Raw genomic sequence first — 13,143 nt, forward strand, 5'->3', positions numbered from 1 at the left:
AAGGGATTTGTTCCGCCCGGCGACCACGGCTCGCCGCTTTCGGCGCCGGACGGGGTGGTTCCCGTCCGGCGGACGCCGCTCACGCCTTCACAGCCCTCACCCACATTCCGTCGTCCGTCAGATACCGGTCCACCTTGAGCCCCGCCTCCGCCAGCGCCTCCTCGAAGGCCTCCTCCGTCAAAGGGCGGGACAGAAACGTCTGGGTCCAGGTGGCGTCCGGGAACACGTACTCCGCGCGCACCGAGGAGGTCCCGTCCCCGAGGGGTTCGGCGGACAGGATCCGTACGACGAAGCCGGACGGGTCGGTGCGCTCGCGGGGCACGTCGGTGTGGTGGTTCTCGCCCTCGCGCTGGATCAGGACACAACCGTCGTCCGCGACATGGCGAGCGCAGGTGTCCAGGAGCGCCCGCCGCACCCGGACGTCCCCGGCGTGCACGAGGAACGAAGCCAGCAGCACGACGTCGAACGTCTCGCCGAGGTCGAGGTCCTCGATGCTGCTGCGTATCCGGCGCGCCCCTCGGACGTGTTCCAGCATGTCGGCGGACTCGTCCACCGCCGTGACCGCGAAACCGAGGTCCAGGAGCGGGTGGGTCATCCGGCCGGCCCCGCTGCCCAGTTCCAGGATGTGCGCGGCGGCGGGCACCGCCGCGGTGATGATGTCCGGTTCGGTTCCGACGGGCAGACGGGTGTAGAGCTCGACCGCGCAGCCGTCCGGTGTGATGGCACCGGGTCCCGTGCCCTCGTACCCCTGACGCATTTCGATTCTCATACCCGCCCAACGAACGGCTTTCGTAAGCCCGTTCCCCTCCTCTTGTCGCCCGTTCGAGTGAGGTGTTCGGGGGGCGTCGGTCCGAGCCCGGAGTCCGGCGGGACGTACTACAGCGGGAACCATCCCCGTCCGCCGTACCAGTGTCCGCCCCCGCGCAGGTGGTCGGCCACCGCGCGCTCGACACTGTTGCGCCGCGGAAGTCCGTCGAGCGGGAGGTCCGGATCGCCGAAGACGAAGCCGATGGGAGCCGTGTCGTCCGGGGTCTTCTCCTCGTGCACCGGGCGGAAGCGGTCCTGGAAGCGAATGATGTTGGAGTCGGCCGGCAGATACCGCTTGAGCTGCGGGTCGAGCAGCCAGGAGTCGCAGAGGGCTATCCCGTGGCGCTCCTCGGGGTAGTGGCGGGCGAAGAACTCCCGGGCCAGGGCGAGCGAACGGTCGCACGCGGCCGGGGAGAGAGGGCCGCGGAAGTCGGTGATGTGCAGGCTCAGGCAGGGGGCGCCGGGATCCAGGTCCAGCCCCGCCGCCTCGACGGCGTCGGCCGTGCGCCGCCCCGGCAGGACCCGCTGGAACTGGAGCCGGCCCAGCTGGAACAGCTCGCCGTGGAAGTGCAGGGCGATCCACCAGGGGAACAGCAGTCCGGGGCCGCCGGCTCTTCTGTGGTGCACGGACACATGTCGGCCGAGGTCGGCGAGCGTGCGCCGGGAGACGTCCTCCGGCACCCCGCGCTCCCGGTGGTGGGCGCGGACGTACGGAAGCGCCGCTATGAAGACGTACAGGTGGAAGCAGCGCCCGAGTCGTCCCGCCGTCTCGGGGAAGGCGGGCGGCTCCCAGCCCTTCCCTATGCCGCCCATGTCCCGCACGAAGCGGGTGACGCAGCGCGCGAGAAGGGCCATCGCCTCCGGATCGGCGGCCAGCCGGGCGCGCAGTGCGACGAGTTCGTTGATGTGTTCATGGGGCACGGACAGGTCGAGCAGGATGTCGGGCAACGCGTCGGTGTCCGGGAGCGGCACGTCCCGCGGGCCGGGGCTCTCGCTCTCCAGGTCCCTCAGCCACTCGGCGGTCCTCGCGTCCGCCCGCAGAGCCTTCAGCAGCACCGTCGCCTCCCCCGGCGGCCGTCGCGCGACCGCTCTCCCTTGGTGAACGTGCACCACGAAGAGTACGTTTCCCCGTAGGAGTGGTGATCCTGATGCGTACGGGCAGTGAACCGGTGACAGCGCGCAGCGCTCTGCGGATGCGCTTCTGGCTGAGCGTCTGGGGCCTGGTCTGGGCCGTCTTCGGAACGGTCGCGTTCATCCTGGTGGGGCGGCCGGGGTGGGCGGCCGCGTGCGCCGCGCTGTGGGTGATCGTCACGGTCGACATGACCATGATCCTTCGGCACATCAGACAGGGCCCGCACTACCAGCCGGGCCGTGACGTCCCGCCGTACGAGCCCGTGGACGACCGGCGCGCGTACCGGCCGCCCGAGCGGCGCAGGCCGTCGCACCCCTGAGACGGCCGGGCGGTCACGGAAGCCGCCGGGCAGTCACGGAAGCGGCCGGGCGGTCGGACCGCCCTGCGCGGACGCGTTACGAGTCGAAGCGCGCGGCCCGCAGGTACTGCGGCTTCGGGTCGAGCGCGGCCGCCAGTCTGAAGTGCCGCTTCGCCTGCTCGGGGCGCCGCTGGCGCTCGTAGGTCCGGGCGAGCGCGAAGTGCGCGAACGCGTTGTCCGGCTCGCGCTCCAGGACGATCGTGAACTCCAGCTCGGCGGGCCGCAGTTGCGCGGCGGCGAAGAAGGCACGCGCGCGCAGCAGCCGGGCCGCGGTGTTCTCCGGGTGGGCGGCGATGACGGGGTCGAGCAGCTTCACCGCGCCCCGGGGGTCGCGCGCGGCGAGCAGTTGCTCGGCGGCGCGGAAGTCGATGACGTGCGTCTCGGGAGTTCGTCCGATCGATCCGCTGGTCTCGGGCACGGCAGAGTCCTTCCCTCGTTGCAAGGGTTCAACGCCCCTTCCGAGGGGCGCTATTCCTGGGGCGTGCGGGCCCTGCGCACGAGATCGGCCCATACCTCCCGTACGCGCCGCTCCAGTTCGTCCAGGGGCACGTCGTTGTCGATGACGATGTCCGCGATCTCCAGGCGCTTGTCGCGCGAGGCCTGTGCGGCCATGCGCGCACGGGCGTTTTTCTCGGTCATACCGCGCAGGCGGACGAGGCGGTCGAGCTGGGTCTCGGGGCGGGCGTCCACGACGATCACGAGGTCGTACAGCGCGGCCAGGCCGTTCTCCGCGAGCAGGGGCACGTCGTGGACGACGACGGCGTCCTCGGGCGCGGCCTCTTCGAGGGTGCGCGAGCGGTCGCCGACCAAGGGGTGGACGATCGAGTTCAGGACGGCGAGTTTCCCCGGGTCGGCGAAGACGATCGAGCCGAGCTTCGGCCGGTCCAGGCCTCCGTCGGGAGCGAGGACGCCCTCGCCGAAGGCGTCGACGACCGCCGCCAGCCCGGGAGTTCCGGGTGCGACGACCTCCCGCGCGATCCTGTCCGCGTCGATCAGCACCGCGCCGTGCTCGACGAGCAGCCGTGACACTTCGCTCTTGCCGGCGCCGATACCGCCGGTCAGGCCCACCTTCAGCATGCCTGGCAGCTTAGGCCCTGCCAGTGACGGACTCTCCGTCCGGGAGCCCGGGAGTCCCGGGACCCGGGAGGAGAGGTCAGGCGTCGCCTTCGCGTTCCGCCAGGAACCGCTCGAACTCCTGGCCGATCTCGTCCGCCGAGGGGATGTCGACCGGTTCCGCGAGCATGTTGCCACGGGTCTCGGCGCCCGCGGCGGCGTCGTACTGGTGCTCAAGCCCCTGGACGAGGGCGACGAGTTCCTCGTCCCCCTCCTGGATCTGGCGGTCGATCTCGGTCTGGGTGCGGTGCGCCTCGGTCCGCAGGGCGTGCGCTATCCCGGGAAGCACCAGTCCGGTCGCCGCCGTGATGGACTCCAGGACGGTCAGCGCCGCGTCCGGGTACGGGGAGCGCGCGATGTAGTGGGGCACGTGCGCGGCGACACCGAGAACGTCGTGGCCGGCCTCCATGAGGCGGTACTCGATGAGGGACTCGGCGCTTCCGGGGACCTGTGCCTCGTCGAAGGGGCTGCGGTGTCCGGGCACCAGGTCGGTGCGGTTGCCGTGCGGGGTGAGGCCCACGGGGCGGGTGTGCGGAACGCCCATCGGGATCCCGTGGAAGTTCACGCAGAGGCGGACCCCGAGCCGTTCCACGATCTGCTGGACGGCGGCGGCGAAGCGCTCCCACTCGGTGTCCGGTTCGGGTCCCGACAGCAGCAGGAAGGGCGCTCCGGTCGCGTCCTGCACGAGCCGGACGTCGAGGGTCGGCTCCTCGTACTCGGCCCAGCGGTCGCGCTTGAACGTCAGCAGCGGACGGCGGGCGCGGTAGTCCACGAGCCGGTCGTGGTCGAAACGGGCCACGACCTGGTGGGGCAGCGAGTCGAGCACCCGGTCGACGATCTGCTCGCCGGTCTCGCCCGCGTCGATGTATCCGTCGAAGTGGTAGAGCATGACAAGACCGGCCGACTCCTGGGCGAGCGCCATGTCGACCACGGCCAGGCCCTTCGGCTCCCATGCGTACAAACCCTGCGGATCAAGCACTGTGACCGCTCCTCCTCGTGTTCGTAGTCCACAACGTGGCATGGAGCACGGACATTCCCGTCCCGGGCTGGGACCGCACGGCGGCCCGGGAGCGCACGCTGGCCCGGGAGCGCACGCCGGACCCGCGACCGCGCAGCGAAGCGGACCCGCACAGCAAAGCGGGCCCGCACCGATTCGGTGCGGGCCCGCTTCTCTCAGCTACTTGCTAGCGGTGAGCTTTCAGCTCTGGCCGCCGGCGAGCTTCTCGCGGAGGGCGGCGAGCGCCTCGTCCGACGCCAGGGCGCCGGAGTTGTCGTCCGACTCCGAGGAGTAGGAACCGCCGCCGGAGGCGGCCGGAGCCGCGCTCGCGGAGGTGGCACCCTCGGCCTCGGCCTGCGCGTCGGCCTCGCGGGACTTGATGACCTGGGCCTGGTGCTGCTCGAAGCGCTGCTGCGCCTCGGCGTACTGGTTCTCCCACACCTCGCGCTGAGCCTCGAAGCCCTCGAGCCAGTCGTTGGTCTCGGGGTCGAAGCCCTCGGGGTAGATGTAGTTGCCCTGGTCGTCGTACGACGCGGCCATGCCGTACAGGGTCGGGTCGAACTCGACCGAGGCCGGGTCGGCACCGAAGGACTCGTTGGCCTGCTTCAGCGAGAGGCTGATGCGGCGACGCTCGAGGTCGATGTCGATGACCTTGACGAAGATCTCGTCGTTGACCTGGACGACCTGCTCCGGGATCTCCACGTGGCGCTCGGCCAGCTCGGAGATGTGGACCAGACCCTCGATGCCCTCGTCCACGCGGACGAACGCACCGAACGGAACGAGCTTGGTGACCTTACCCGGGACGACCTGACCGATCTGGTGCGTACGGGCGAACTGCTGCCACGGGTCTTCCTGCGTCGCCTTGAGCGACAGGGAGACGCGCTCGCGGTCCATGTCGACGTCGAGGACCTCGACGGTGACTTCCTGGCCGACCTCGACAACCTCGGAGGGGTGGTCGATGTGCTTCCAGGAGAGCTCGGAGACGTGCACCAGACCGTCGACGCCACCCAGGTCCACGAAGGCACCGAAGTTGACGATCGAGGAGACGACGCCGGAGCGGACCTGACCCTTCTGGAGGGTGGTGAGGAACGTCTGGCGAACCTCGGACTGGGTCTGCTCCAGCCAGGCGCGGCGGGACAGGACCACGTTGTTGCGGTTCTTGTCCAGCTCGATGATCTTGGCCTCGAGCTCCTTGCCCACGTAGGGCTGGAGGTCGCGGACACGGCGCATCTCGACGAGAGAGGCCGGCAGGAAGCCACGGAGGCCGATGTCGAGGATGAGACCACCCTTGACGACCTCGATGACGGTGCCGGTGACGATGCCGTCCTCTTCCTTGATCTTCTCGATGGTGCCCCAGGCGCGCTCGTACTGGGCGCGCTTCTTCGAGAGGATCAGGCGGCCTTCCTTGTCCTCCTTCTGGAGGACCAGGGCCTCGATCTCGTCGCCGACCTTGACGACCTCGTTCGGGTCGACGTCGTGCTTGATCGAGAGCTCGCGGCTCGGGATGACACCTTCGGTCTTGTAACCGATGTCGAGCAGGACCTCGTCCCGGTCGACCTTCACGATGACGCCGTCGACGATGTCGCCGTCGTTGAAGTACTTGATCGTCTCGTCGATCGCGGCGAGGAAGGCTTCCTCGTTACCGATGTCGTTGACCGCAACCTGCGGGGTGGTGGCGGTGGTCTCGGTGCTGCTCGTCATGTGGGAAAGGGCTCCGGTACGGACAGTGAGTCGTAGGTACTGCTTGCGCCGGGAGCCCGTTTCGCCCTGTAGAAGCCGGACAGCCAAGGAAGCGCCGACCCGGCACAGCCGGAAGGCGCCTCGAGAACCGAGGGGACATACATACAGATGCGAGCACAGCCTGCTACGTCTGAGGAGCGCAGGCCCGCAGCGCAACTTGTAGCATACGGGGGCAGCCGGGCAGGGTCAATGCGCGAAGGCGCACACCCGGGGCGGATCGCCGCAATCCCGGCACAAGACCTGTCTCACAAGGCCACGCGGGCAGTAGGACGCCTCTGTCGTGACACGCCCGAGACGGGTTGGACGGAAGAGTACGACGAGGGAGCCGATCATCCAAGAGCCCGAACCGTTCGAACCGGAAGCCACCCGGCGTGATGCGGATCTCATCGAGAGTTCCCGGGCGAATCGGGGCTGGTGGGACCGGAACGCGGACGACTACCAGATCGAGCACGGCACGTTCCTGGGCGACGACCGGTTTGTATGGTGCCCCGAGGGTCTCGACGAGGTGGAGGCCGAGCTGCTGGGCCCCGCGGAGGACCTCAAGGACAAGGACGTCCTGGAGATCGGCGCCGGCGCGGCGCAGTGCTCGCGCTGGCTGGCGGGGCAGGGCGCGCGCCCGGTCGCCCTGGACCTCTCCCACCGCCAGCTCCAGCACGCGCTGCGCATCGGGGGTCCCGTGCCCCTCGTGGAGGCGGACGCGAGCGCGCTGCCGTTCGCGGACGGCTCCTTCGACCTCGCGTGCTCGGCGTACGGCGCGCTGCCCTTCGTCGCCGACCCGGTGCTGGTGCTCAGGGAGGTCCACCGCGTCCTGCGCCCCGGCGGCCGTTTCGTCTTCTCCGTCACGCACCCGGTCCGCTGGGCGTTCCCGGACGAGCCGGGTCCCGAGGGTCTGTCGGTGGCCGCGTCCTACTTCGACCGCACCCCGTACGTGGAGCAGGACGAGGAGGGCCGCGCGGTCTACGTCGAGCACCACAGGACGCTCGGCGACCGGGTGCGTGACGTGGTGGCCGGCGGCTTCCGCCTGGTCGACGTCGTCGAGCCCGAGTGGCCCGCCTGGAACACCCAGGAGTGGGGCGGCTGGTCCCCGCTGCGCGGGAACCTCATCCCGGGCACGGCGATCTTCGTCTGCGACCGCGACTGACGACAGGACGGAACCGGCCCGAGGACGGGACGGACGGGAGGGCCCCCACGCGTGCGTGGGGGCCCTCCCGCTGTTCGTGCCCACCGGTCCGGCGCTCGTACGAGACTGGGGGCGTGATCCGTTACGAAGCCCTGGACGCGCTGCCCGTGCGCGGTGCCCTGCCCGCCGTGGACGACGCCCTGGAGGGGCACGGCGGCGCGGTGCTGGTCGCGCCGCCCGGCACCGGCAAGACGACGCTGGTGCCGCTGGCCCTGGCGGGCCTCCTGAATGACGGGCGCCCGGCACGGCGGGTGGTGGTGGCCGAGCCGCGGCGGATCGCGGCGCGGGCCGCCGCCCGGCGGATGGCGTGGCTGCTGGGCGAGGAGGTCGGCCGGAGCGTCGGCTTCACGGTGCGCGGGGAACGGGTGGTGGGCCCCCACGCACGCGTGGAGGTCGTCACGACCGGGGTCCTGCTCCAGCGGCTGCAGCGTGACCAGGAGCTCGCGGGCGTCGACGTGGTCGTGCTCGACGAGTGTCACGAACGGCATCTGGACGCCGACACGGTGGCCGCGTTCCTGCTGGACGTGCGGGCCGCGCTCCGTCCCGAACTGCGGCTGGTGGCCGCGTCCGCCACGACGGACGCCGGGGGCTGGGCCCGGCTGCTGGGCGACGCGCCGGTCGTCGCGGCGGAGGGCGTCTCGCACCCGGTCGAGACGGTGTGGGCGCCGCCCGCGCGCCCCGTACGGCCTCCGCACGGGATGCGGGTGGACCCGGCGCTGCTGACGCACGTGGCGTCCACGGTGCGGCGGGCGCTGGCCGAGCGCCAGGGTGACGTCCTGTGCTTCCTTCCCGGGGTCGGGGAGATCTCGCGGGTCGCCGGGCAGCTGGGCGGTGTCGGGGACGTCGACGTCCTCCAGGTGCACGGGCGGGCTCCGGCGGCGGTGCAGGACGCGGTGCTCACGGCCGGTGCCCGGCGCCGGGTGGTCCTCGCGACCTCGGTGGCCGAGTCGTCGCTGACGGTTCCGGGGGTGCGGGTGGTCGTGGACTCGGGGCTCGCGCGGGAGCCGCGGGTGGACCACGCGCGGGGGCTGAGCGCGCTGGCGACCGTACGGGCCTCGCAGGCGGCCGGGCGGCAGCGGGCGGGACGGGCCGGGCGGGAGGCCCCGGGCACGGTCTACCGGTGCTGGGCGGAGGCCGAGGACGGCCGTCTGACGCGGTTCCCGGCTCCCGAGATCAAGGTGGCCGACCTGACGGCGTTCGCGCTCCAGGCGGCCTGCTGGGGCGATCCCGGGGCGACGGGTCTCGCCCTGCTGGATCCGCCGCCGGGCGGGGCGATGGCGGCGGCGCGGGCCGTCCTGTCGGCCGTGGGCGCGGTCGACGCCGCGGGGCGGGCCACGGAACGCGGTGTGCGCATGTCCCGCCTGGGCCTGCACCCCCGGCTGGCGCGGGCGTTGCTGGACGCGGCCCCGCTGGTGGGCGCGGCGCGGGCCGCCGACGTGGTCGCCCTGCTGAGCGAGGAACCCCCGCGCGAGTACGGCGACGACCTGGCCGCGGCCTGGCGCGCCGCCCGGCGTGGCGGTGACGCCTACACGGCCCGCTGGCGCGCCGAGTCCCGCCGCCTCCGCTCCGCGGCGGCCGACCTCGTTCCCGCCGCCGTGCCTGCCCAGGCGTCCCCCTCGGACTCCCCTTCTCCTCAGGGCGTGCGCGCCGGAGAGTCTTCCCGGGATGTGCGCGCCGGGGCGCCGGAGCCCGGGGACGACCGGGTCGCCGGGCTCGTCGCCGCGCTGGCGTTCCCCGAACGGATCGCGCGTCTGCGGGGCGGCTCCCACCTCATGACCGGCGGGACCCGCGCCGACACCGGTGAGGGATCCGCCCTGCGCGGTGCTCCCTGGCTCGCGGTCGCCGTCGCCGACCGCCCCGTCGGCAGGGGGCACGCGCGCGTGCGGCTCGCGGCGGTGATCGACGAGCCGACGGCACGGCGGGCCGCCGCCGGCCTGTACGGCGAGGGCGACGAGGTCCACTGGGACGGGGGCGATGTCGTCGCCCGGCGGGTGGAGCGGCTGGGGGCGGTGGAGCTGGCCGTACGGCCGTTGCGGGACGCGGACCCGGCTCTCGTGCGGGAGGCGCTCGTCGAGGGGCTGCGGGAGGAGGGGTTCGGGCTGCTGCGGTGGTCGCCGGACGCCGGGGTGCTGCGGCAGCGGCTCGCGTTCCTGCGCCGACGGCTCGGCGACCCGTGGCCGGACGTCTCCGACGAGGCCCTTCACGCGCGCGTGGCGGAGTGGCTGGAGCCGGAGCTGGGCCGTGCCCGGCGACGGGCGGACCTGGCGCGGATCGACGCCGGGCAGGCGCTGAACCGGCTGCTGCCCTGGGCGACGGGTGAGGCGGCCCGGCTCGACGAACTCGCGCCCGAGCGGATCGAGGTGCCGAGCGGGTCGAGGATCCGCGTCGACTACGCCGACCCGGCGCGGCCGGTGCTGGCCGTGAAGCTGCAGGAGATGTTCGGGCTGCAGGAGTCGCCCGCCGTCGTCGGCGTGCCCGTGCTCGTGCATCTCCTCTCCCCCGCGGGCCGGCCGGCCGCGGTGACCGCCGATCTCGCGTCCTTCTGGAGGGACGGCTACAAGGGCGTACGCGCGGAGCTGCGCGGCCGCTATCCCAAGCACCCGTGGCCCGAGGACCCGGCGACCGCCGAGGCGACGCGGTACACGAACGCGCGGCTCAGACGCTGACGGGCTCGGGATCGGCCGCCGGGGCGGGCGCGGGTCCGCCCGGCCTGCGGCCGCGGGCCTCCAGGTACAGGGAGAGGGACAGCAGGGCCGCGCCCAGGAGCAGGAAGCCCCGGGGGAGGTAGGAGGTCATCATCAGGACGAGGGTGCGGTTGGACTTGACGAGGTCGACGGTGTGCCGGATGTAGTCCTCGCGCATCCTCACGTCCCCGGAGAAGGCGGTTACCTTGTCCCGGCCGCCCAGGAGCGTTCCGCCGCGCAGTTCTTCCTTGTGGCTCTCCTCGCCGTAGACGGGCGCGCCGGTGACCGGCTCCACCCAGAATCTGCGGACGGTGGTGTACCAGCGGGTGGTGCCGGTCTCGGCGAGGGACTCGGGGGTGATGCCCTGGACGGGCATGGTCCTGGGGAACTTCACCTTCGTCCAGGGGACGGTCTGCTCGAAGTAGTAGACCTCGACCCCCCGGAAGTTCCTGGTGCCCTTGTAGTGGATGGGCGCCGAGGTGCGGGTCTGGGCGTCGAAGTACTCGTAGTCCCGCTTCTCGGTCCCGAAGGGCCATTTGAACTCGATGCCCCGGCGGGTGACGGGGTCGCCGTCGACGGACTCGCCGGTGGCGTGGACGGGTTCCTGGCTGTGCGCGTCGAAGATGTAGCGCTCGGGGAGCTTGGAGACCATCTTCCCGTCGGGGCCCTGGACGTAGGACAGGGAGTCCCAGACGACGACGTCGCGGCCCGCGGTCCGCTCGATCCTCTCGGAGGCCTCGACGTCGCCCTTGAGGGTCTGGACGACGGTGACCTTGGAGACCTTCTTCGCCTTCATGGTGCCGTAGTCGAGGAGGGTCGCGTCCTTCGCCTCCAGCACCATGTCCTGGTACTGGCCGGCGGGGATCTTGGCCAGGCGCGGGAAGGCGTACCAGCGCAGCAGCGGGGACAGCGCCGCGAAGAACACGGCGAGCGCGAGCAGGATCAGGCTTGCCTTGCGGCGCATCTCGACGGCCCTCCCGGTGCGTGCGTCAGGGGTGCTTGGGGACGGTGGTGAGCAGCGGCTCCGGCGAGGTGTGACCGGCCGGCGAACCCATGGCCGTGACGGTCAGGACCAGCGCGAGGGCCGCGGCGAGACCGGTCGCGGCGGCGATGAGGGCACGCATGCGGGCCTCCCGAGGCCAGGAGCTGATACGTCGTCAGGTCCGGCACCGTAGCAACGGCGGGGCGAGATGAGAACACGTCGCGCACACGACGGATCAGGGCGCCCTCGCGGCGTGAGCCGGGAGGGCGCCCTGGAGACGAGCCGGGGCCGCGCGGTGGCGGCGCGGTTCTAGGAGGCGGCGGTGGGAGTCGTGGTGGGGGTGGGGGCGGGGGTCACGGTGAGTTCGACGGTGAGGGTGGCGCCGCCGGTGGTGGCGATGCGGAGCAGGAAGGTGCCGGTGGCGTCGTCGGCGTACAGCTTGGGCAGCTTGATCAGGCCGTCGGCGTCGGTGGTCAGGGCGGCCAGGGCGCGGACGGGCTTGCCTGCGGCGTCCTTGAAGTAGGGGCCCTTGTCGCTCTCGCCCGTGTCGGTGGCGGACTTGACCAGGGTCGCGGTGGCGGCGACCTTGCCCGCGGCGGCGCCCTTGTAGGTGGCCTTGACCTCGACCTGGTCGGCGAACTCGCCGCCGGCCGGGCAGGTCAGCGCGGCGGTGGTGGTGCGGGCCAGGGCGTCGGCCTGCCGCGCGGTGACCGTGCCCGTGTAGTCGAGGCCGGCCATGACGCGGCCCACGACGGTGACGCGGACGGTGAAGTCGCCCGTCTTCTCCCCGGCCACCAGCGTCGGCGCGGTGGCGATGCCGAGCCCGTTGGTGACCTGGGTGGCGACGGACTCGCCGCCGGCGAAGGCGGCGTCGGTGTCACCGACGATGGTGAACCGCACCCGGACCTTGCCCACCGCCTTGCCGGCCTTGTCGTCGGTGCGCACCGCGATCTTCTGCGCGAACGTGTCCCCGGCCGTCGCCGCGAGCTTCCCGGCGCCCATGTTCGTCAGGTGGTCCACTGTCTGGGTGGGCGTCGGCGTCGGCGTGGGGGTGCCCGGCGGAGTCGGCGTGGCGGGCGGGGTTGGCGTGGCCGGCGGCGTCGGGGTGGCGGGCGGGGTCGGCGTGGCGGGCGGGGTCGGGGTGGCGGGCGGCTTCGGGCTGCTCGGCGGCGACGGCTGCACGGGCGGCGTGGGCGTCGGGGTGGAGGTCGCCGGCTCGTCGCTGTGGTGCGAGGGCAGCGTGCCCGTGCCGTCCGGCACCTCGTGCGTGCCCTTGCGGTAGTACTCCAGCCACGACAGGACGGTGTTGAGGTACTCCGTCGACTTGTTGTAGCTGAGGATCGCCGCGTTCATCTCCGCCTGGACGGCCATGTCGTGGTCGAAGCGGCACAGGTAGTGCCCGGCGGCCAGCGCCGCGTCGAAGATGTTGTTGGGGTCCTTCTTGCCGTCGCCGTTGCCGTCCCGGCCCGCCCACGCCCAGGTGGAGGGGATGAACTGCATGGGCCCCACCGCCCGGTCGAACGTGCTGTCACCGTCGAACGCGCCGTGGTCGGTGTCCTTGATGTTGGCGAACCCGTAGCCGTTCAGGACCGGCCCCAGGATGGGCGACAGGGTGGTGCCGTTCGCGTCGACCCGGCCGCCGCGGGCCTGGCCCGACTCGACCTTGCCGATCGCGGCCAGCAGCTGCCAGGGCAGGTTGCAGGTCGGCTTGGACTCCCGCAGCGACGCCTCGGCCTGCTTGTAGGCGGCCAGCACCGTCGCCGGGATACCCGCCTCGGCCGCACCCGTGGCCGCCGGCGGCTGGCTCCCGGTGGTGGGCGCGGGGTTCGGGCTCTGCAACGGCGGAAGGTCCGTGTAGTAACGCGAGTTGCCCGTCGCGGTGCCGTCACCCTCCGGGTTGTTGGCGCCCAGGCCGAGGTCGACGCCCGCCGACTGCCTGCCGTGGTCGTCGCTGACCGCTCCCGGCCCCTGGGAGGCAGACAGAGCCGCGACCGCGAGCGCGGCCGCGGCGGTGGTCGCCGCGCCCTTGCGCAGCCTCCTGCCGAATTGCGCCGCCATCGACTGAACCCCTCCCACGAACGACCGACGTGACCTGTCGTCTCTCAGACCTGTGCGGTACCGCTGTTCCCCGCCGCGCGCCCCGCACGGCA

General features: G+C 72.3%; 12 protein-coding genes. 3 read left to right on the plus strand and 9 right to left on the minus strand.

Annotated elements, in window-relative coordinates; all coding sequences use genetic code 11:
• Positions 1-79 precede the first annotated feature (79 nt).
• On the minus strand, positions 80-757 hold the full coding sequence (locus tag ACICHK_RS11570; protein ID WP_406841199.1) for a class I SAM-dependent methyltransferase: 678 nt from the start codon (positions 755-757) through the stop codon (positions 80-82).
• Positions 758-876: 119 nt separating this feature from the next.
• Positions 877-1,863: an acyltransferase domain-containing protein gene (locus ACICHK_RS11575; RefSeq protein WP_406836830.1), complete on the minus strand. Its 987-nt coding sequence runs from the start codon at positions 1,861-1,863 to the stop codon at positions 877-879.
• Between the two features lie 92 nt (positions 1,864-1,955).
• Between ACICHK_RS11575 and ACICHK_RS11580 the strand changes: the two genes are divergently transcribed.
• Positions 1,956-2,258: a DUF6343 family protein gene (locus ACICHK_RS11580; RefSeq protein WP_406836831.1), complete on the plus strand. Its 303-nt coding sequence runs from the start codon at positions 1,956-1,958 to the stop codon at positions 2,256-2,258.
• Positions 2,259-2,334: 76 nt separating this feature from the next.
• Here ACICHK_RS11580 and ACICHK_RS11585 read toward each other — a convergent pair whose 3' ends face one another.
• The 4 genes from ACICHK_RS11585 to rpsA form a co-directional block, all read right to left on the minus strand.
• Positions 2,335-2,715 carry a tetratricopeptide repeat protein gene (locus ACICHK_RS11585; protein ID WP_103553408.1) on the minus strand — a complete coding sequence of 127 codons (381 nt, stop codon included), beginning with the start codon at positions 2,713-2,715 and terminating at the stop codon, positions 2,335-2,337.
• 50 nt (positions 2,716-2,765) lie between these two features.
• Positions 2,766-3,374 (minus strand): dephospho-CoA kinase, encoded by a 609-nt coding sequence (gene coaE / locus ACICHK_RS11590; protein ID WP_406836832.1) that lies wholly within the window; start codon positions 3,372-3,374, stop codon positions 2,766-2,768.
• Positions 3,375-3,450: 76 nt separating this feature from the next.
• Entirely contained in the window at positions 3,451-4,389 is a 939-nt protein-coding gene (locus ACICHK_RS11595; protein ID WP_151474066.1) for a PAC2 family protein, read from the minus strand.
• Positions 4,390-4,608: 219 nt separating this feature from the next.
• A complete protein-coding gene (gene rpsA / locus ACICHK_RS11600; protein ID WP_103549901.1) occupies positions 4,609-6,108 on the minus strand; it encodes a 30S ribosomal protein S1 in 1,500 nt (499 codons plus the stop codon).
• A gap of 319 nt (positions 6,109-6,427) precedes the next feature.
• On the opposite strand from rpsA, the gene ACICHK_RS11605 reads away from it, so the two are divergent.
• Both ACICHK_RS11605 and hrpB read left to right on the plus strand, forming a co-directional pair.
• Positions 6,428-7,288, plus strand: a complete 861-nt coding sequence (locus ACICHK_RS11605) for a class I SAM-dependent methyltransferase (protein ID WP_406836833.1) — start codon at positions 6,428-6,430, stop codon at positions 7,286-7,288.
• A gap of 113 nt (positions 7,289-7,401) precedes the next feature.
• The gene (gene hrpB / locus ACICHK_RS11610) at positions 7,402-9,993 is read left to right on the plus strand and encodes an ATP-dependent helicase HrpB (RefSeq protein WP_406836834.1); all 2,592 of its coding nucleotides are present in this window, start codon (positions 7,402-7,404) and stop codon (positions 9,991-9,993) included.
• Here the strand turns inward: hrpB and ACICHK_RS11615 are convergent.
• The 3 genes from ACICHK_RS11615 to ACICHK_RS11625 all read right to left on the minus strand — a co-directional run bounded on the left by ACICHK_RS11615 (position 9,983) and on the right by ACICHK_RS11625 (position 13,051).
• Entirely contained in the window at positions 9,983-10,975 is a 993-nt protein-coding gene (locus tag ACICHK_RS11615; protein ID WP_406836835.1) for a DUF3068 domain-containing protein, read from the minus strand. The two genes, hrpB and ACICHK_RS11615, sit on opposite strands and share 11 nt — an antisense overlap.
• Positions 10,976-11,000: 25 nt before the next feature.
• On the minus strand, positions 11,001-11,135 hold the full coding sequence (locus ACICHK_RS11620) for an SPW_0924 family protein (RefSeq protein WP_406836836.1): 135 nt from the start codon (positions 11,133-11,135) through the stop codon (positions 11,001-11,003).
• Positions 11,136-11,302: 167 nt separating this feature from the next.
• Positions 11,303-13,051: a lytic transglycosylase domain-containing protein gene (locus tag ACICHK_RS11625; RefSeq protein ID WP_406836837.1), complete on the minus strand. Its 1,749-nt coding sequence runs from the start codon at positions 13,049-13,051 to the stop codon at positions 11,303-11,305.
• Between the last annotated feature and the right edge of the window lie 92 nt (positions 13,052-13,143).

The sequence above is a fragment of the Streptomyces sp. AHU1 genome (assembly GCF_045343905.1).
GTDB lineage: Bacteria > Actinomycetota > Actinomycetes > Streptomycetales > Streptomycetaceae > Streptomyces > Streptomyces triticiradicis.